This window comes from Pseudohongiella sp., assembly GCF_040877505.1.
Classification (GTDB): Bacteria; Pseudomonadota; Gammaproteobacteria; order Pseudomonadales; family Pseudohongiellaceae; genus Pseudohongiella.
This window is the reverse complement of sequence record NZ_JBBDNQ010000040.1, coordinates 71,054-90,016: the sequence shown is the minus strand read 5'-3', so window position 1 is coordinate 90,016 and position 18,963 is coordinate 71,054. Positions and strand designations below refer to the sequence as shown.

The window sequence follows — 18,963 nt, the reverse complement described above, 5'->3', positions numbered from 1 at the left end:
TCGACTTTAGAGGTATAGCAGACCACCGGCGCAAGCGCCCGTTATTCGCTTCGCAGCGCCTCGGCCGGCAGCACGCGCGCGGCGCGCCAGGCGGGATACAGGCTGGCCAGCAGGCACAGAAGCAGGACGCCCAGGCTGACACCGATCAGGTCACCCGCACGCAGTTCAGAGGGCAGGAAATCCACCGGATACACATCGGCGCTCAGCAGCTGCGCACCCGACAGTTGTTCGATCCAGGCAAACAGGTCACTCACGCTTACGGCCAGCAGAACGCCGAGCACCAGCCCGATCAGCGTGCCCAGCAGACCGACCAGGCAGCCCTGCAACACAAAAATACGGCCGATCATGCCGGGAGATGCGCCCATTGTCCGCAAAATGGCGATATCACCGCGTTTGTCGCGCACAATCATGATCAGGCTGACCACCAGATTAAAAGCGGCCACCGCCACCAGCAGCCACAACAGGAAACCGACAATCGTGCGCGACAGACGGATATTTTCGTAGATGGCGCCGAACCACTGCGTCCAGGTCTCCACATAAAAGCCCTGCGGCAGAATCCCTTCAACATCGCTGCGCAGGGCGTTTACCGCCAGTACATCGTCGGTGCGCAGGCGCAGACCATTGAAGCGGTCAGGCTGACGGTACAGGGCCTGGGCGTCTGCCAGTGCAACCATCACCAGGCGTTCGTCCAGCTCCTGGGTACCCACGCGGTAGATGCCGCCAACGCTGAAGCGACGCTGCACCGGTAATGGTGCCACCGGATTGATCGATACGTTCAGGGAATACAATGTAACGCTGTCGCCCAGACCCACATCGAGGCGCTGCGCCAGCGTTTCCCCCAGCACCACCTGAAAGCGCGATTCGCCCAGGGACGCCAGACTGCCCGCACGCATGAAATCGGACAGGCGCGAAATCTGTGCCTCGCGCGCCGGATCAACCCCGTTCACCAGCACCCCGACATTATCCGCAGGCCCCGCGATAACGCCGTTCACTTCCAGCACCGGGGCGCTCATGTTAACGCCGGGCACCGCCAGCACTTCGCTGTCCAGCTGCGCCCAGCGCCCGGTACTGACGTGCTCCTGTGTCTGTATGGTCGCGTGCGGCATGATGCCCAGCACATTTTCCCGCACTTCACGGTCAAAGCCGTTCATCACTGACAATACGGTGATCAGGATGCAAACGCTGAGTGCCAGACCGCCCACCGTCAGCATGGACATAAAACTGACCAGCTGGCTGCGCCGGCCCACGCTGACATAACGCAACGCAATAAAGGCGGTCAGGGAACGGGTCATGCCTGCAGACACCCGTTGTTTAGCAGCAGCACCCGGTCCAGACTGGCGGCAAACTGTTCATCATGGGTGACGACCACAAAACTGGTGGCCAGGCGCTCATTCAGGGATTGCATCAACTCGTGAATGCCACTTGCCGTGCGCCGGTCCAGGTTGCCGGTAGGTTCGTCCATCAACACGCAACGCGGTGAGGCTACCAGCGCACGGGCAATGGCCACCCGCTGCCGCTCTCCACCCGACAGCTCGGCCGGCTTGTGGCTCAGGCGATGACCCAGGCCCACGGTGTGCAGCAACTCGGACGCCCGGTCGCGGGCCTCGCTGACCCTGGCGCCGCCAATCAACAGCGGCATGGCGACATTCTCCAGCGCACTGAACTCGCCCAGCAGGTGGTGAAACTGATACACAAAACCCAGGTAGCGGTTACGCAACAGGCCCCGCTCCTTCTCCGACAGGCTTGCCAGCGCCTGCCCGGCGACCTGAATATCGCCGCCGGTGGGCGCATCCAGCCCGCCCAGCATATTGAGCAAGGTGGTTTTGCCGGAGCCGGAACTGCCGACAATAGCGATCCGTTCGCCCGGCATCACCTCCAGATTGATGTCGCTGAGCACTTCAACCTGCTGCGGCCCCTGCGTGTAGATCTTGCTCAGGTGTCGGCAACTGATGACCGCGTCCTGAGTTGCCTGATGCCCGGGTGTTGTCATAACTGGCTCCAGCGTCATTTATTCGTACCTCAGAACGTCAGCGGGCTGGATGCGCGAAGCACGCCAGGCCGGGTAAAGAGTGGCCAGCAGACTGATCAGCAGCGCGCAGGCACAGACCAGCGCCACATCGGCCCACTGCAACTCAGATTGCAGGTGAGCGATCATGTAGACATCGCCAGGTGCCAGCGTGTTATTCAACAGCGTCTGCACTGTCCTGGTCAGATCGCCAATGCTGGCCGCCAGGGCAATGCCGCCAAGGGCCCCCAGCACGGTACCAAACACACCGGCGGCAAAACCCTGGATGACAAACACCGCCATGACGGTGCCCCGCCCGGCCCCCATGGTGCGCAGAATCGCGATGTCGGCGCTTTTGTCCGCCACCGTCATGACCAATGTGGCAACAATATTGACGGCGCCGATGATCACGATCATCAGCAGCATGAATCCGGTCAGCACCTTCTCCATGCGCAGGGCATCAAACAGACTGCGCCGGGTCTGATCCCAGCTACTGACCTGATAGTCCGCAGCGGGCAGCGCGTCGGCGGCCTGAGCGCTCAACGTGGCAGCATTAAACAGGTCGTCGACCCGCAGCCGCATCTGCAGACGCCCGCCCGCTGCCGTACTGCCGACAAACAACGACTGTGCGGCCGACAGGTTGACCAGGGCAGTGCTGGCATTGTCGTAAAAACCAAAATCAGCGACACCCAGCACCCGAAAACTGCGCGCATCACCAGTATCGCGGCGCAACAGGCTGGACAGGGGCGTGACCGATAACTGCATGCCGTTGAACATGCGCAGCCGGGATGCCAGACGGGTGCCCAGAATAATGCCATCGGGGGTAGCCGCGAGCTCCTCAATAAGTTGCCGCATATTGGGGCTGTCCTGTTGCAACACGGCGGGCTCGGACGCCGGATCAATGCCGCGCACGGCAACAAATTCACCGGTTCCTTCATAACGCAGCCAGGCTTCGCCTTCTATAAAAGGCGCGGCGGCCACAATACCGTCCTGCTGCTGCAATATCTGCGCTGCCTGCGGCCAGTCAATACCGTCGGCAGGCAGCACCAGTCCGGCGTGTGGTACCGATTTCAGGGTTTCATCGCGCATGGTACTGGTGGAGGCATTGATCACCGACATCACCGCAATCAGTGCCAGCACACCCAATGCAATGCCCAGCATGGAAATCAGCGAGACGAATGACATCAGCTGATTTTTTTTGCGGGCTCTGACAAAGCGCAGCCCGACAAACAGGACCAGGGGTTGATACATGAACGGCTTATCCGGAATTAACAGCAACGAATCGACGGCAAGGATTCTAGCAGACTGAGGAAAAACAAACAGCGAGCTTGTGAATAAGTCATTCAGGTATTTGAATAAGCGAGGGTTTGCTGTTATAGTCGCGAAGCTGCGGAGATGGTGACAGAAACCACTTTCAAACAGGTTTTTAGCAGGACACCGGCCCGGCCGACCGCCAGCCTGGTGTAGCGTCAATCTCAGAACAAGCGACACGAAAAACACCAACGAACAGAAACAACGAATTTGCAGTACCGGATTTTTTAAGCAGTACTTAACCGAGCAACCAGATTGTAGACTCGGGTGAATGATTTTTGCGCGGGGGCGCACCGACTGTGTTTGCCCCGCTGCATCCCGCTCCAGCAGGATCTCAGCCACACAAACTGAGCCGCAGAGCCGGAAAGCCGGGCACACAAACGGCGACAACATACAAGCAAGGCAGCGTACTGGCTCTGATTTACGAGCTGACGCTGTCAGTAAAAGACCGTGATCTCGACACGACCGGGCCATGTTTCATAGCCCCGATTCCGATACCGGGAACCACGGTTGCAGTGACAGCAGGAAACCCGGATTCTTTCCATGGATTCGGGCAGCAGTAGCGGCAAGACTCCGTCGACGGCCCCGCATTTTCGGGCAGACTGAAACGGATACCGGCCCCCATTGCGCCCCTGTCACCGGCATGTCTCACAGCCCTATCAGGCTGTCAATTCATGTAGATTGCTTGTCCTGTCCCGCCCCGCCTGCGCAAATCTGTACGTTGACCATGCCGAAGTAACCAGGCTGCGTCTGCGTTCAGATTCCCGTAAATCATCTCACCTGGATTGACAGATCTGGTTCAACAGAGATGTGTATCCATTATGAAAAGAATGTTAATCAACGCCACGCAGGAAGAAGAGTTGCGGGTTGCCCTCGTTGACGGCCAGAAACTCTACGACCTCGATATTGAAAACCGCACACGCGTGCAGAAAAAGGCCAGTATCTTCAAAGGCCGCATCACCCGGGTAGAACCCAGTCTGGAAGCGGCCTTTGTCGACTTTGGCGCCGAACGTCACGGATTCCTGCCGCTGAAAGAGATCGCCCCGTCCTACTTCCGCAAAGGCACCGACGGTGGTCGTGTCAATATCAAGGAAGCGGTCGCCGAAGGCACCGAAGTCATTGTGCAGGTGGAAAAGGAAGAGCGCGGCAATAAAGGCGCGGCCCTGACCACCTATATCAGCCTGGCCGGTCGCTACCTGGTTCTGATGCCAAACAACCCGCGCGCCGGTGGTATTTCCCGCCGCATCGAAGGCGATGAGCGTTCCGAGATTCGCGAAGCCATCAACGGCCTTAACATCCCCGACGGCATGGGTATCATTGTGCGTACCGCCGGTGTTGGCAAACAGCAGGAAGAACTGCAGTGGGACCTGGATTACCTGCTGTCCCTGTGGCAGTCCATTACCGAAGCGGCAGAGAAAAAGTCAGCGCCCTTCCTGATCTACCAGGAAAGCAATGTCATTATCCGCACCATTCGCGACCACCTGCGCCAGGACATCGGTGAGGTGCTGTTTGACACCCAGGAGTCGTTTAACGAAGCCATGGATTTTGTGCGTCAGGTGATGCCGCATTACGAATCACGCATCAAGTTGTACCAGGAACCGCTGCCGCTGTTCAATCGCTTCCAGATCGAAGCGCAGATTGAATCGGCGTTTCAGCGCGAAGTGAAACTGCCTTCCGGCGGCTCTATTGTCATCGACCCGACCGAAGCGCTGATCTCTATCGACATCAACTCCTCACGCGCAACCCGCGGGTCTGACATCGAAGAAACGGCGCTGAACACCAACCTGGAAGCCGCCGACGAAATCGCCCGCCAGTTGCGCCTGCGCGACATGGGCGGCCTGGTGGTCATCGATTTTATCGACATGAGCGCTGCCAAGAATCAGAAAGAAGTTGAAAACCGCATGCGTGACGCGCTTGAAGCTGATCGCGCGCGTGTCCAGGTCGGCCGTATATCACGCTTTGGTCTGCTGGAGATGTCACGTCAGCGCCTGCGTCCGTCACTGGAAGAAACCAGCGCCGTGGTGTGCCCGCGCTGTAACGGCCAGGGCGCCATCCGTGATGTGAAGTCACTGTGCCTGTCCATCCTGCGCATCCTGCAGGAAGAGGCCAACAAAAAGAAAAGCGCCGAGATCCACGCGATTGTGCCGCTGTCGGTGGCTTCCTATCTGTTGAACGAAAAACGTTCGGCAGTGCAGGCTATTGAAGCGCAAAGCAAAACCCGTCTGCTGATCATTGCCAACCCGGCCATGGAAACGCCGCATTACGAAATCCAGAGCATCAGTGCGCAGGATGGGACGACCACCCAGCGCGCCAGCTTCGAGATCGAAACCGGCGGTCCGGAAGAAGATGTGATCCAGGCGAAAAAATCGGCTGTTCCCCAGCAGGCAGCCGTGCAGGCACCTACCCTGGCGCAGGCCCCTGCGCATGTACCAACCGCACGCGCAGTGGCACCGGAAGCGAAGAAAAAGGGATTCCTGGGCTCATTGATTTCGGTGTTCTCGGAATTATTTGTCGGCGCTGCCAACGATGAAGACCAGGAAAAGGAAGACGCCAACAAGAGTTCCAACAACCGCAACCGTGAACGCCGCCCGCAGAACAATCAGCGCGGCCACCAGAAGCAGGGTCGCGGCAATCAGCGCAGTGATCGTAATGAACGCGGCAACCGTGGTGGTAACGAAAAAGGTGATCGCAGCGACAAGAGCGAACGAGGCGACAGAACAGAGGACAGGTCGGAGCGCAGCGATCGTTCCGAGCAGTCACAAGGCCAGGGCCGTCGACGTAGCGGCCGCAATCGTTCGCAGAATGACGATGACGGGTCACGCAAGGACAACAATGCTGCCCAGGTTGCTGACAGCAGCGCGCAGGATTCGTCCGATAACGACAACAAAGGTGGCGAAGGTCAAAGCCGTCGCCGACGTGGCGACCGTCGCCCGCGCAACAGCACCAAGCGCACGCGCGGACCGCACCCTGATGCACCGGAAAATGAAAACGCAGCGGCCGACAATGCAGCAACTGATGATCAGACCGGGCAGCAGACGGCAGATAACCATGTTGCCGAGACGGAGAAAAAGTCAGAAAAGCGCGTGAAGTCCACCGACGAGACCAGCGACAATAATACTGAGGACGCCAATGCAGCTGACAGCAATGCTGATAACAACTCTGGCGAGAAAAACGAAGACGGCACAGCCAAACCCCGTCGTCGTCGCAGCCGTGGTGGCAGTCGCCGTCGTGGTCGCGGCAGCAATGCGGAAAACAGTGCTGAGTCCGGTGCTGACAACAGCAGCCAGGATAAGGATGGCAACGTCAGCGGTGAGAGCAATGTGAGCGGTGATAGCAATGTGAGCGGTGAGAGCCATGAAGGCAATGCGGGCAACAAGAGCAACAATGTCTCTGCCGATGCGCCTGTAGCTCCGGAAGCAGCTGCCGAAACAGCTTCAGTGGAAACCTCTCAGGCAAGCTCTGAAACAGCAGCCCCGGAAGCTGTCCCCGAAGCTGCCAGAGAAGTTCAGGCTGCCCAAAAAGCTGAAGAGGATACGTCTGCCGCAGTAGCGCAAGACAACAAGCCAGCTGATGACAACAACGTCGCTGGTCAGCAGCCTCTGGCAGAGCGTGCGCCGGAAGAAGCTGACGCGCAGGCTGAGCTGGACAAGTCTGCCGGCACGCCTGAAGACGCTGATGCTGATGCTGCCCAGGAAAAAGAAACCAAGGAGACAGAGAACAAGCAGGCAGAGAAAAAGCCTGCCAGCAAACGCGCACCGGCACGCAAACGTGCGACCAGCAAAAGCAAGAAAACAGCTGACGCTGACACCAGCGCCGACCAAACCGAGGCTGTAGCAACGGAGACAGTATCGGAAACAGCAACGGAAACACCTGCGCCGACTGAGGAAGCAGCCAGGCCGGCCAGCAGCGAGCCGACGGCCCCCATCCCTGCCGGTGGCCGCGCACCAAATGATCCACGCGAAATCAAGCGTCGCCGCCTGGAAGAAGAAGCACGTAAAAAGGCTGAGGCGGAGTAACTAGGAAAAAGAATGGGGACGGAGGTAATACTTTCGCAAGCGAAAGTATTACCTCCGTCCCCATTCTTTTTATCTTTTTTTAGAGCTTCTCGGCCAGCTCGGGCACTGCCTGGAACAGGTCCGCCACCAGGCCGTAATCAGCCACCTGGAAGATCGGTGCCTCTTCGTCCTTGTTGATGGCAACAATTATCTTGCTGTCCTTCATGCCTGCCAGATGCTGAATCGCACCGGAAATGCCGACAGCGATATACAGATCAGGCGCCACGATTTTACCGGTTTGACCCACCTGCATGTCGTTGGGCACGAAGCCTGCGTCAACTGCAGCACGGGATGCACCGATCGCTGCGCCAAGCTTGTCAGCCACTTTCTCCAGCATGGCGAAGTTCTCACCATTCTGCATGCCACGGCCACCGGAAATAACAATTTTTGCACCGGTCAGTTCGGGGCGCTCGGATTCTGTCAGCTCCTCACCCACAAACGTTGCGATATCCTGCGACTTGACCACGTCCAGCGCTTCTACCGTTCCTGAGCCACCTTCTTTGGCGGCTTCATCAAATGCGGTACCGCGCACGGTGATGACTTTGACAGCATCACTGGACTGCACAGTTGCCAGAGCATTACCGGCATAGATCGGACGCACAAAAGTATCGGCGCTTTTCACGGCCGTTATATCGGAAATTTGCGCCACACCCAGCAGGGCCGCAACGCGAGGCATCAGGTTCTTACCCGATGTGGTTGCCGGTGCCAGAATGTGCGAAGCATCCTTGCCCGCCTCGGCGATCAGTTCAGCCAGATTCTCCGGCATCTGATGTTCATAGGCCGCGTTGTCCGCGACCAGGACCTTGCTGACACCATTAATGGCGGCAGCGGCCTGGGCCACTGCATCGCAACCAGCGCCGGCCACCAGCACAGTGATATCGCCACCGATTTCGCTGGCAGCGGTGATGGCATTCAGTGTCGCCGGTTTCAGGGCGGCATTATCGTGTTCTGCTATAACCAAAATACTCATATCTGCTCGTCCCCTTAAATCACTTTGGCTTCGGTTTTCAGTTTGCTGATCAGCTCGTCAACGCTTTCCACCTTGATACCGGCAGAACGTGCGGGCGGCGCCTCAACAGACACAACTTTCAGACCCGAGCTGACATCCACACCCAGTTCATCCGGAGTGACGGTATCAATTGTCTTTTTCTTGGCCTTCATGATGTTGGGCAGCGAGGCGTAGCGCGGTTCGTTCAGACGCAGGTCGGTAGTGACCACCGCAGGCAATGTCAGCGACACGGTCTGTTCGCCGCCATCGATCTCACGTGTGACAACCGCCTTGCCGTCAGCAATTTCCAGCTTGCAGGCGAACGTGCCTTGCGGCATGCCGGTCAGCGCGCCCAACATCTGGCCCACCTGGTTGTTGTCCGAGTCAATGGACTGCTTGCCCAGCAACACCAGATCTATACCTTCTTTTTCAATCAGCTTCTGCAGTACGCGAGCAACAGCCAGCGGCTGCACGTCAGCGGCGGCATCAACGTGAATGCCGCGGTCTGCGCCCAGGGCCAGTGCGGTACGAATCTGCTCCTGACAGCTCTTCTCGCCAATGGAGACTGCTATGACTTCATCTGCCACGCCTTTTTCTTTCAGGCGAATCGCCTCTTCAATGGCGATTTCGCAAAATGGGTTGACTGCCATTTTGGCGTTCGCCAGATCAACGCCACTGCCATCTGATTTGACACGGATTTTAACGTACGCATCAACAACGCGTTTGACTGCTACCAGAATCTTCATGGATTCTCCAATTTAACTGTTTAGACTGTTTATACTGCCTGGACAAAAGGCTCATTAAGATCCAGATCAAGTGCCTGAACCTGAGCAAGCGAAGTGAGTGCAGTGTAAGCACCCAAAAAAGGTCGCCAATGATGCCGGTTTTAATTGCCTTCGTCAATAAAAAGGCTGAATCAAAGGCCTGTCAACACTGGCCGAGCGTGAAAAAAACACCCGCACTGACAACACCCAGATCCTGCATTGATGGCTTGTTTTTCAAAGACTTAACAGACGCCTTAAGTTGATCGTCGCTGTCTGCCAATGCCACCATTTGATAAAAAACCGAACGGCTGATCAGTGCCTTCAGTCCATGGCGAACTTCAAGCACCGGATGTGGTTGTTGTTCTGCGTTGGTGGTCACGGCAATCGGATTGTCCGGGCCTGCGGTGACGGTTTCGCCGGTATTCAGGGTAAATACCAGCTGTTGTTCACTGCCCTGGCCACTCACATCCATCACCTGCGCCACAAAGGGGCAATCGTCCACTTTGATACGCACTTTCTCCACCGGTGTCACCAGATAATGGTGCCCATCGTCATCCAGCCGCAAGATGGAAGAGAACAGACGTACCATGGCGATGCGGCCAATAGGTGAGCCTTCATGGTACCAGCGGCCGTCGGCCGCGATGCGCATGTCCATCTCACCGCAATAGGGCGGATCCCAGTCGTGTACCGGGGCCGGACCGCGCTGTTTGCCGATCTGTTTCAGCAGGTTATCAGGACTCACATACCTGTCACTCATGCTCGCCTCCTATTCTCTCAAGTGCTTAAAGGGTATACACGACCAATGCCACTGCACCCAAGTCTGATTCGGGAGTGATGCGGGACGTCCGTCGAGGAACAATCAGGGCGCCGCAGGCGACCGTTCCGAGACCGACTCCCGTATTGCTCCCGGATCAGGCCTCGACAGAAAAATTGACCGCGTAAATACCCGGCGCGTTCCTCCAGTAGCCTTTGTAGTCCATACCATAACCGAACAGGTATTTGTCCTCCGCCGTCAGCGCAGTGAAGTCGGCTTTTTTCAGGGACGCCGTTTTGCGATCATGCAGCTTGTCGATGAGCACCGCTGCGTATACTTTTTCTGCACCCTTACCTTCACACCAGCTTTTTATGCCCGCCAGGGTTTCGCCCTCATCAAAGATATCATCCAGCACCAGCACGATACGCCCCTTCACATCCGTAGCAGGTGTCACTCGCCACTGGAGATCACTGCCCTGCAGTTGCTCACGGTAACGTGTGGCGTGGATATAGTCCATCTGTAGCAGAAAGTTCAGACGCGGCGCCAGACGGCCGGTCAACACGATGCCGCCATTCATCACACACAGCACCAGGGGATTTTTGTCAGCCAGAACCGCACTGATCTGAACGGCCATTTCATCGAGTGCCTGTTCAACCTGGTTTTCCGTATACAGGCAGGCGGCGTTGTCCATCACACGCTGCAGATGCACCAGATCAGTATTTTTTCCACTCATAGGACTTTTCCCGGCTGTAGCGATTCCAGTTGTGCCAGTCGCTCGCGGGTCTGTTGCCAGCGCGGCGTGGCGGTGAGGGCATCTAACGTGAGATGAGGTTTACCCTGCATACGCAGCAGCCGCGCATTGGGTTCAGTGTGCATTTTCTCCAGCGTTGCCAGCGCCTGCAGTGCAGCAGCGCGGTCATTGCACACCAGCAACATATCACAACCGGCAGCCAGCGCTTTTTTGACTCTTGCATCCATATAACCGGCCGCCGCCGCTGCCGCCATCACCAGGTCGTCACTGAAAATCACACCCTGGAAGTGCAGCTCTTCGCGCAACACCGTCTGCAACCAGTAATCAGAAAATCCGGCGCACTCAGCATCGGCCTGTTCATAAATCACATGTGCCGGCATCACCGCATCCATGACTGACATGCAGCTTACAAAGGGTTGCATGTCATGCTCGCGAATGGATTGCACGGGGCGCGTGTCCACGGGCAAGGCATGATGCGAATCCGCACTGACGCTGCCATGTCCCGGAAAATGTTTGCCCGTGGTGGCCATGCCCGCTTCATGCATGCCCTGCATGAACCCGGTCGCCAGCGCGATCAGCGCTTCCTGGTCAGCAGCAAACGCACGATCACCAATCACTTCGCTAAGCCCGGTATGTAAATCCAGCACCGGTGCAAAACTGAAATCTATATCACAGGCGCGCACTTCGGCTGCCATCAGCCAGCCACAATCACGAGCCAGCGTCGTCGCCGCCTGCTGATCGTGCTGCCACAGTTCGCCGAAACGCAGCATCGGCGGCAGCCGCGTAAACCCCTCACGCAATCGCTGTACCCGCCCGCCTTCCTGATCCACCGCTATCAGCAGTTGCGCCCGACAGCTGCGAATATCGCCGACCAGCGCCTGTACCTGAGCCACATCACGGATATTGCGGGAGAACAGAATGACGCCACCCACTTGCGGATGCGCCAGCAAGCGACGCTCTTCCTGGCTCAGCACCAGTCCCTGCAGATCCAGCATCAATACGCCGGGTATATCGGTCATCGCCTACTCCTGCCCTGTTCAGTCCGTTGTTGGAGGTCTTTCAGATTCCCGCATTATCACAGATTCGCAAGGTGTTAAGAAACGTTTGCGCCGACACAATAACTGTATATAATCACAGGTAAGCACACAGTAAACGGAATCGCTATGCATGCACTGACCCCCAGACAAGCAGAAATACTGGCATTCATCCGCCGTTATCAGCAGGACACCGGCTACCCGCCCACGCGCTCGGAAATTGCGCAGGAGATGGGTTTCCGCTCACCCAATGCGGCCGAAGAGCACCTGAAGGCACTGGCGCGCAAGAAAGCCATTGAAATCATCCCCGGTGCCTCACGCGGTATCAAACTGCCTGATCTGGAAGAAGACGGCCCCGCCGGCCTGCCCGTGATCGGCCAGGTCGCTGCCGGCAGCCCCATCCTGGCGCAGGAGTGCATCGACGAATACGTCAACGTGCCCGCCGGCCTGTTTAACCCCGCAGCCGACTACCTGCTGACTGTCAAAGGTACCAGCATGATCAACGTCGGCATTCACGAAGGTGACCTGCTGGCCGTGCATAAAACCAGCCAGGCCCGCGACGGCGACATCATTGTCGCCCGCCTGGACGAAGACGTCACCGTCAAACGCCTGCAACACACAAAAGAAAAACACCGCCTGCTGTTGGTTGCCGAAAACGAAGATTTTGCCCCGATCGAGGTCGATCTGCGCTCGCAGCAGTTCACCATAGAAGGTATCAGCGTGGGTGTGATCCGCCGCCATTAGAAGCTATCATCGTGGCCGCTGCGGCGTTGAAGCGTGTTTTTTAATCAGTCACTTACTAAATGTAGGCTCCTTCATAAAAAACACACTTCGCCTAGCATCGCCTGCCTCGATGACGCTTCTAATCCTCTGAAACAACGCATTAATGTCATCGGAGGGCCACTCCACACCCAGTAAAGGACTGGTTGGTGGTGCGGGATGTCCGTCGAGGAACAATTGACCTTCACGGACGAAGGGAATGCCTGCATTGCAGGAGCAAATGCAGGCCAGGGCGCCGAAGGCGACCGTGACGAGACCGACCCCGTGTCGCCGCCTGATCTGACCTGACCCCGAAACGTGCCCACCATGCCCCGGCAACGACGGTAGTTTCCAGACGGTTTACTTCTCAACGACCCATTTGCCATTGCGATAGTACGCCTTCCAACCCGTGGCCTTCTTGTCCACCTCGCTCAGCAGATACTGCTCCTTGGTCTTGCGGCTAAAACGCACAACAGACGGGTTGCCATCGGGATCGGCGACCGGACCCTTGAGCAGGTAGTGGTATTTCTCATCAATCTCATCCTTGTGCGGAATGATTTCCGCCAGCAGGGGCGCGCGCGTCTCGCGGTTCTTGGGAAACTTGCTGGCGGCCAGGAACAGACCCGCAGCGCCATCACGCAACACGTAATGATCCTCTACCTTTTCACAGGCCAGTTCGGGCATGGGCACCGGATCCATCTTCGGCGGCGCCGCTTCACCACTGCGCAGCAGCTTGCGTGTGTTTTTGCATTCGGTATTGGTGCAACCAAAATATTTGCCAAAACGGCCGGTTTTTAACTGCATATCCGAGCCGCACTTGTCACACTCGATTACCGGACCGTCATAACCCTTGATCTTGAAGCTGCCCTTCTCCACTTCAAAACCTGAACAGTCCGGGTTGTTACCACACACATGCAGTTTGCGCTCGGTGTCGATCAGGTAGCTGTCCATGGTGGCGTTGCACAGTTTGCAGCGCTTGCGTTCGCGCAGGCGGCGGTTCTCGACTTCCTCTGCCTCTTCGGCATTGTCAGTGTTGATCGCCTCCTCCCCGGGTGTCAGGTTGATGGTGCACTTGCAGCGCTCTTTGGGCGGCAGGGCGTAACCGGAGCAACCGAGAAATACCCCGGTGGATGCCGTGCGAATCTGCATATTGCGGCCGCAGTCCGGGCACGGAATATCGGTTTCAGTCGGGTTGTTTTCCCGCATGCCATCGTCATCGGCCGAGGCACGGGCGAGCTGCTCGGAAAAGTCCGCATAAAAATCATTCAGCAACTTTTTCCAGTCTTTGTCACCGGCAGCAACCTTGTCCAGCGAGTCTTCCATTTTTGCTGTGAAATCATAATCCATCAGTTCGGTGAAACTTTCCTGCAACCGCTCAACAACAATGTCACCCATTTTCTGCGCGTAAAAACGCCGGCTTTCAACCTTGACGTAACCACGATCCTGAATCGTCGAAATAATCGACGCATAGGTCGACGGGCGACCGATACCGCGTTTTTCCAGTTCCTTGACCAGGCTCGCTTCCGTGTATCGCGCAGACGGCTTGGTGAAGTGCTGTTTGGCTTCCAGTTGCTGCAGGGACAGTTCTTCGCCCTTGCTGACATCGGGCAGTACCACGTCTTCTTCTTTAGTCGGCAGCACCCGCAGGTAACCGTCAAACTGCATGATCCGGCCCTTGGTGCTGAGCTCAAAATCACCGGCAGTCACCGAAATCCTGCTGCTCAGATATCTGGCAGGGGGCATCTGACAAGCGACAAAGTGCGCCCAGATCAAGGCATACAAACGTTCAGCGTCACGTTCCATGCCCGACAGCGATGTCGGTGAAGTATTGACATCAGTGGGCCGGATCGCCTCGTGCGCTTCCTGCGCACCATCGCGTGCGCTGTAACGAATGGCAGTCTCCGGCAGGTATTTGCTGCCAAACTGCGCTTCAATATAGTCCCGACACATTTGCACGGCATCGGCGCTCAGGTTGGTCGAGTCTGTACGCATGTAGGTAATGTAACCGGCTTCGTACAGGCGCTGCGCCATCATCATGGTTTTTTTCACGCCAAAACCCAGACGCGTGCTGGCAGCCTGCTGCAGGGTAGATGTAATCAGCGGCGGTCGTGGTTTGGAGCTGGTCGGTTTGTCTTCTCTGGCACTGACAACAAATTTTGCACCCTGCAGTGCTGCTTCGGCTTTTGCCGACTCTTTCGCATTGCCGGGTCGATAATTCTCGCCCGCCTGTTTGATAACCTGCAGGCGCAATGCCTCTTTGGCCTTGTTGGTGGTGTCGGCAAACAGCTCCCAGTATTCTTCGGGAACAAAGGCGCGAATTTCACGCTCACGTTCAACAACCAGCAGCACCGCTACCGATTGCACCCGTCCGGCAGACAGGCCACGCGCCACTTTTGCCCACAACAGCGGCGACACCATGAACCCGACGACCCGATCCAGGAAACGCCGCGCTTGCTGCGCCTCGACGTACCGCATGTCCAGATCACCGGGGTGGGAGAATGCTTCCTTTATCGCTTTTTTGGTAATTTCGTTGAACACCACACGGCGATAACGACTTTCGTCACCACCAATGGCCTCCTTCAGATGCCAGGCAATGGCCTCCCCCTCTCTGTCCAAGTCCGTTGCCAGGTAGATGGTGTCGGCGCTTTTGGCCAGTTTCTGCAATTCGGAGACGACCTTTTCCTTGCCAGGCAGAATCTCGTAGCGGGCGGCCCAGTCATGTTCGGGGTCTACACCCATGCGGGCAATCAGCTGTTGCCGGGCTTTTTTCTGCTTGTGCGCCGCTTTTTTCTCCGGGCTCAGCTTGCGGGTCTTGGCAGCTTCCTTGGCGCGCTGGGCCGGGGTGGTTGTCGAGCTGGACGCGCTGCCGGAGACCGGCAGATCGCGGATATGACCCACGCTGGACTTGACCACGAACTCGTTGCCGAGGTACTTGTTGATGGTTTTCGCCTTGGCGGGAGACTCGACAATTACTAGGGATTTACTCATTAAGCTGCACTTTTCCTGATGTTGGTCCTGATGTTGGCCCTGGTGTTGGTCCTGGCGTTGGTCCTGATGCTTGTTCGTGGTATTTGCTGCGCATCAGCAATACAAAATCAGGGCGGCTTACCCTGACGAAGCCGTCATATATAAAGATTCACTGACTGAGGGTCAAGCGTTTGTTGATAATGCCGCCCGCGAACTTTCCGGGGCGGCGTGCTGAAAGACCGTTTAATCCATCGGGACCTGATGGGTCCAGCCGTACTTGTCTGCCAGCTCCCCGCGCTGAATGCCGACCAGTAATTCATACAGTTTCTGCATGACCGGACCGGCCTGTTCACCACCACCATAGAAGCTGTGCCATTTGCTGTCCAGCCAGATTCGGCCGACGGGCGAGACCACCGCGGCGGTGCCACAGGCCGCCACCTCCTCAAAATCCTCGAGTTCCTTGCGCAGATCAATGGGCCGGTGCTCAACGGTCAGGCCCAGCTCTTTTTCCGCCAGCGTCATGATCGAACGCCGGGTCACACTGGGCAGCACTGCGCTGGAGCTGGGTGTGACAAAACGTCCGCCACGCATCGCAACCACAATATTGGCAGAACCGGCCTCATCAATGTAACGACGTTGCGCCGCGTCCAGAAACAGGGCTTCATTGGCGCCCAGCTGCTGTGCCAGCCGGGTCGCGAGCAGCCCGCCGGCATAGTTCGCACCGATTTTGAAATTGCCGGTACCTGACGGCGCAGCACGGTCCAGATCCGATACCGCCAGCGAAATCACTGCCAGACCGGCGCTCTGGTAATAAGGCCCGACCGGTGACACAAATACACGGAATTCAAATTCCTTCGCAGGTTTCAGCCCGAGGTTTTCCCCGACACCAATCAGCATGGGCCGAATATACAGGGCTGCACCTGAGCCATGGGGCGGAATCCATGGATAGTTGGCGCGCACCGCCGCTTCCACACCACGAATAAACAATGCCTGCGGCACTTCCGGAATCAACAGCCGCGTGGCCGCCTGGCGCATACGCTCAGCATTCAGTTCGGGCCGGAACAACAACACGCGGCCATCGGGCGCGGTCTGCGCTTTCAGGCCTTCAAAGCACTGTTGCGCATAATGCAGCGCAGGCGCGCCTTCATGCACTGAAATCATCTCCGACGTGATCAGTTCACCGTCGGTCCATTGGCCGTTCACGAACATGGCACGGAACCGGTAGTCCGTAGGCCGGTACTGGAAACCCAGCTCCGCCCAGTTCAGATCCTTTTTGTGTTTAGCCTGCTCGCTTTTAGTCTGTTCCAACGTCGTTCACCCTGATTATGTCTGCGGTAATGATTTGATGCGGCATTATCCTCGATACGCGCTGAATCTACCACATCTCTGCTATAATCGCGCGCCATGACAAATCCTCTGATCGATATCGGCGCCAACCTTGGCCATGAATCCTTTGCCCACGACCTCGCTGATGTGCTGCAACGCGCCCGCGATGCCGGGCTTGTACACCAACTGGTTACCGGCACCACGCTGGCGGCATCCGAGCAGGCGCTGGCAATCTGTACTCGTTATCCAGACCTGTCCTGTACTGTCGGCATTCACCCCCATGAAGCGGCGCACGCCAGTGCAGACGTGCTGTCCGGCATTCGTGATTTGCTGGACGCGCCGTTGGTAAAAGCGGTGGGTGAAACCGGACTGGATTTTAATCGCGACTTCTCGCCACGCCCGGTGCAGGAAAAAGTCTTCAGCGAGCATCTGGCCATGGCGGCAGACACCGGCAAGCCAGTATTTCTGCATCAGCGCGATGCGCACGCGCGCTTCCTGCCCATACTCAAAGAATACCGCGATACCCTCAGCGGTGGCGTGGTGCATTGCTTCACCGACAGCCGTGAAGCGCTGTTCGACTACCTGGACCTGGACATGTATATCGGCATCACCGGCTGGATCTGTGATGAGCGCCGCGGCAAGCATCTGCAGGCGCTGGTCGCCAACATTCCCGCCGACCGCTTGTTGCTGGAAACCGATGCTCCCTATTTATTGCCACGCACTTTGCGCCCCAAACCTAAAACCCGGCGCAATGAACCGGCGTGGCTGACCGAAGTGCTCGCCACCGTGGCACACTGCTGCCAGCGCCTCCCTGCCGAGCTTGCCGCCGAAACCACCGCCAATGCGGTGCGTTTGTTCAAACTTGAGGTTTACTCCCTGTCTAAGCCTAACCCTGCACCTGAGTCAGGTAACGCCTGACAGCGGCCTCGTCAAAAGGCCAGCCCAGATCCGCATCCTGACCCGACAGTCTGATCACCGGGATGCGCAAGCCGTAAGCTGCTACCAGTGCCGGGGCGTCGCTGATCTCCACCGGCCTCCAGGTCAGTCCGGAGTGGGTATCAGCCACAGCGTGCAGCACGGCCTCTGCCTGCTCACATAAATGACAGCCCACCGTGGTATAGAGCAACAACTCGGCCGCCATCAGTTGCTCTCCCCTAATTTGCTCTCTCCTGCAGCCAGGCCCTCAACAATTTCCCGCACCAGTGGTGGCCCGCGGTAGATGAAACCACTGTAAATCTGCACCAGACTGGCCCCGGCAGCCAGTTTCTCCCGGGCATCCGCCAGCGACCCGATGCCGCCGACACCAATGATGGGGATCTGTCCGTCCAGCGCCCGGGCCAGTTGTGTTATCACCTGGTTTGATGCCTGGCGCAGGGGCGCACCACTCAAACCGCCGGCCTCGGTATGCAGCGGGTTGTCCCTGACGCCGTCGCGCGCCAGGGTGGTGTTGGTGGCGGTAACACCATCAACACGAAATTCCAGCAGCGCGGTTGCGATCATGCCCACCTCCTCTTCACTGAGGTCCGGTGCAATCTTGACAACCAGTGGCACCTGGCGCCCATCAGCCCGCGCCAGTGCCAGCTGTTCCTGTTTTAACAAGGTCAGCAGTCGGCGCAGTTCCTCACCGTATTGCAGGGTGCGCAGCCCGGGGGTATTGGGCGATGACAGATTGACCACAATATAACTGGCACAGGGCCAGGCCTTGCGCAAGCCGATCAGGTAATCATCCGCGGCCTGCTCTACCGGGGTATCAAAATTCTTGCCGATGTTGATGCCCAGTATCCCCCGAAAAGCGCTACGGTTTATTTGCGCCAGCGCATGATCGATACCTTTGTTATTAAAACCCATGCGATTAATGATGGCGCGCTGGGCTACCAGGCGAAACAGACGCGGCCGCGGATTACCGGGCTGCGGCCGGGGCGTGACGGTACCAATTTCTATGAAACCGAACCCGAGCGCTGCCAGCGCGTCGATATGGTCGGCGTTTTTGTCCAGCCCGGCGGCCAGGCCCAGCGCGTTGGGGAACTCGATACCCATCACGGTGACTGCCTGCGCGCGGCCCTTGCGGGCACCACCCAGCGCGCCGCTGAACCCAAGCCCGTGCGCCAGATCCAGGCTGCTCATGGCCGCGCCATGGGACGCTTCGGCAGGCAATGTAAATAAAAGTGAACGCATCAGGCCGTACATGCAGGGAGCCCCTTCAGGAATGTTGTTGCCAATTTCATTGCCATTATAAAGGACTGTGGCCG

15 protein-coding genes are annotated in these 18,963 nt (G+C 57.7%); 3 read left to right on the top strand and 12 right to left on the bottom strand.

Going from position 1 to position 18,963, the window contains the following annotated elements:
* Positions 1-41 precede the first annotated feature (41 nt).
* The 3 genes from WD071_RS14615 to WD071_RS14605 are packed head-to-tail and all read right to left on the bottom strand — an operon-like array spanning position 42 to position 3,256.
* On the bottom strand, positions 42-1,292 hold the full coding sequence (locus tag WD071_RS14615) for a lipoprotein-releasing ABC transporter permease subunit (RefSeq protein ID WP_368049135.1): 1,251 nt from the start codon (positions 1,290-1,292) through the stop codon (positions 42-44).
* Entirely contained in the window at positions 1,289-1,990 is a 702-nt protein-coding gene (gene lolD / locus WD071_RS14610) for a lipoprotein-releasing ABC transporter ATP-binding protein LolD (protein WP_368049134.1), read from the bottom strand. The genes WD071_RS14615 and lolD overlap by 4 nt, the downstream gene beginning before the upstream one ends.
* Positions 1,991-2,008: 18 nt before the next feature.
* Positions 2,009-3,256 (bottom strand): FtsX-like permease family protein, encoded by a 1,248-nt coding sequence (locus WD071_RS14605; RefSeq protein ID WP_368049133.1) that lies wholly within the window; start codon positions 3,254-3,256, stop codon positions 2,009-2,011.
* Positions 3,257-4,137: 881 nt separating this feature from the next.
* Here WD071_RS14605 and rne point away from each other — a divergent pair.
* Complete coding sequence (gene rne / locus WD071_RS14600; RefSeq protein ID WP_368049132.1) at positions 4,138-7,332, top strand: ribonuclease E; 3,195 nt, start codon at positions 4,138-4,140, stop codon at positions 7,330-7,332.
* Positions 7,333-7,411: 79 nt separating this feature from the next.
* On the opposite strand, the gene WD071_RS14595 is transcribed toward rne, so the two are convergent.
* The 5 genes from WD071_RS14595 to nagZ form a co-directional block, all read right to left on the bottom strand.
* On the bottom strand, positions 7,412-8,341 hold the full coding sequence (locus WD071_RS14595; protein ID WP_368049131.1) for an electron transfer flavoprotein subunit alpha/FixB family protein: 930 nt from the start codon (positions 8,339-8,341) through the stop codon (positions 7,412-7,414).
* A 14-nt stretch (positions 8,342-8,355) separates the two neighbouring features.
* Positions 8,356-9,105 (bottom strand): electron transfer flavoprotein subunit beta/FixA family protein, encoded by a 750-nt coding sequence (locus WD071_RS14590; RefSeq protein ID WP_368049130.1) that lies wholly within the window; start codon positions 9,103-9,105, stop codon positions 8,356-8,358.
* 181 nt (positions 9,106-9,286) lie between these two features.
* Positions 9,287-9,880, bottom strand: coding sequence for a DUF1285 domain-containing protein (locus WD071_RS14585; protein ID WP_368049129.1), 594 nt, complete (start codon positions 9,878-9,880; stop codon positions 9,287-9,289).
* Between the two features lie 154 nt (positions 9,881-10,034).
* Complete coding sequence (locus WD071_RS14580) at positions 10,035-10,610, bottom strand: hypoxanthine-guanine phosphoribosyltransferase (RefSeq protein WP_368049128.1); 576 nt, start codon at positions 10,608-10,610, stop codon at positions 10,035-10,037.
* The gene (gene nagZ / locus WD071_RS14575; protein ID WP_368049127.1) at positions 10,607-11,647 is read right to left on the bottom strand and encodes a beta-N-acetylhexosaminidase; all 1,041 of its coding nucleotides are present in this window, start codon (positions 11,645-11,647) and stop codon (positions 10,607-10,609) included. Before nagZ ends, WD071_RS14580 begins: the two co-directional genes overlap by 4 nt.
* Before the next feature lie 144 nt (positions 11,648-11,791).
* On the opposite strand from nagZ, the gene lexA reads away from it, so the two are divergent.
* Positions 11,792-12,406, top strand: a complete 615-nt coding sequence (gene lexA, locus WD071_RS14570; protein WP_368049126.1) for a transcriptional repressor LexA — start codon at positions 11,792-11,794, stop codon at positions 12,404-12,406.
* Positions 12,407-12,781: 375 nt separating this feature from the next.
* Here lexA and topA read toward each other — a convergent pair whose 3' ends face one another.
* Positions 12,782-15,409: a type I DNA topoisomerase gene (gene topA / locus WD071_RS14565; RefSeq protein WP_368049125.1), complete on the bottom strand. Its 2,628-nt coding sequence runs from the start codon at positions 15,407-15,409 to the stop codon at positions 12,782-12,784.
* A 222-nt stretch (positions 15,410-15,631) separates the two neighbouring features.
* A complete protein-coding gene (locus WD071_RS14560; RefSeq protein WP_368049124.1) occupies positions 15,632-16,696 on the bottom strand; it encodes a branched-chain amino acid aminotransferase in 1,065 nt (354 codons plus the stop codon).
* Between the two features lie 96 nt (positions 16,697-16,792).
* Here WD071_RS14560 and WD071_RS14555 point away from each other — a divergent pair, with 96 nt between their 5' ends.
* Positions 16,793-17,632, top strand: coding sequence for a TatD family hydrolase (locus WD071_RS14555; protein WP_368049123.1), 840 nt, complete (start codon positions 16,793-16,795; stop codon positions 17,630-17,632).
* On the opposite strand, the gene WD071_RS14550 is transcribed toward WD071_RS14555, so the two are convergent.
* Positions 17,601-17,855 (bottom strand): glutaredoxin family protein, encoded by a 255-nt coding sequence (locus WD071_RS14550; protein WP_368049122.1) that lies wholly within the window; start codon positions 17,853-17,855, stop codon positions 17,601-17,603. The two genes, WD071_RS14555 and WD071_RS14550, sit on opposite strands and share 32 nt — an antisense overlap.
* Positions 17,855-18,901, bottom strand: coding sequence for a quinone-dependent dihydroorotate dehydrogenase (locus tag WD071_RS14545; protein ID WP_368049121.1), 1,047 nt, complete (start codon positions 18,899-18,901; stop codon positions 17,855-17,857). Before WD071_RS14545 ends, WD071_RS14550 begins: the two co-directional genes overlap by 1 nt.
* Positions 18,902-18,963: the final 62 nt, after the last annotated feature.